Raw genomic sequence first — 223 nt, forward strand, 5'->3', positions numbered from 1 at the left:
AGGCAGCTGCGGTAAAGCTCATCAGCGTGGTCGTGAAGCGATTCACAGATGTCTGCCTGTTCATCCGCGTCCAGCTCGTTGAGTTTCTCCAGAAGCGTTAATGTCTGGCTTCTGATAAAGCGGGCCATGTTAAGGGCGGTTTTTTCCTGTTTGGTCACTGATGCCTCCGTGTAAGGGGGATTTCTGTTCATGGGGGTAATGATACCGATGAAACGAGAGAGGA

1 protein-coding gene is annotated in these 223 nt (G+C 51.1%); it reads right to left on the minus strand.

Annotated features, from left to right (window positions below; translation table 11 throughout):
- On the minus strand, positions 1–191 hold a 191-nt coding region (locus tag HMPREF0298_RS11400), incomplete at its 3' end, for a Rop family plasmid primer RNA-binding protein (RefSeq protein WP_032354827.1).
- Positions 192–223 lie beyond the last annotated feature (32 nt).

The organism is Corynebacterium lipophiloflavum DSM 44291, assembly GCF_000159635.1.
Classification (GTDB): domain Bacteria; phylum Actinomycetota; class Actinomycetes; order Mycobacteriales; family Mycobacteriaceae; genus Corynebacterium; species Corynebacterium lipophiloflavum.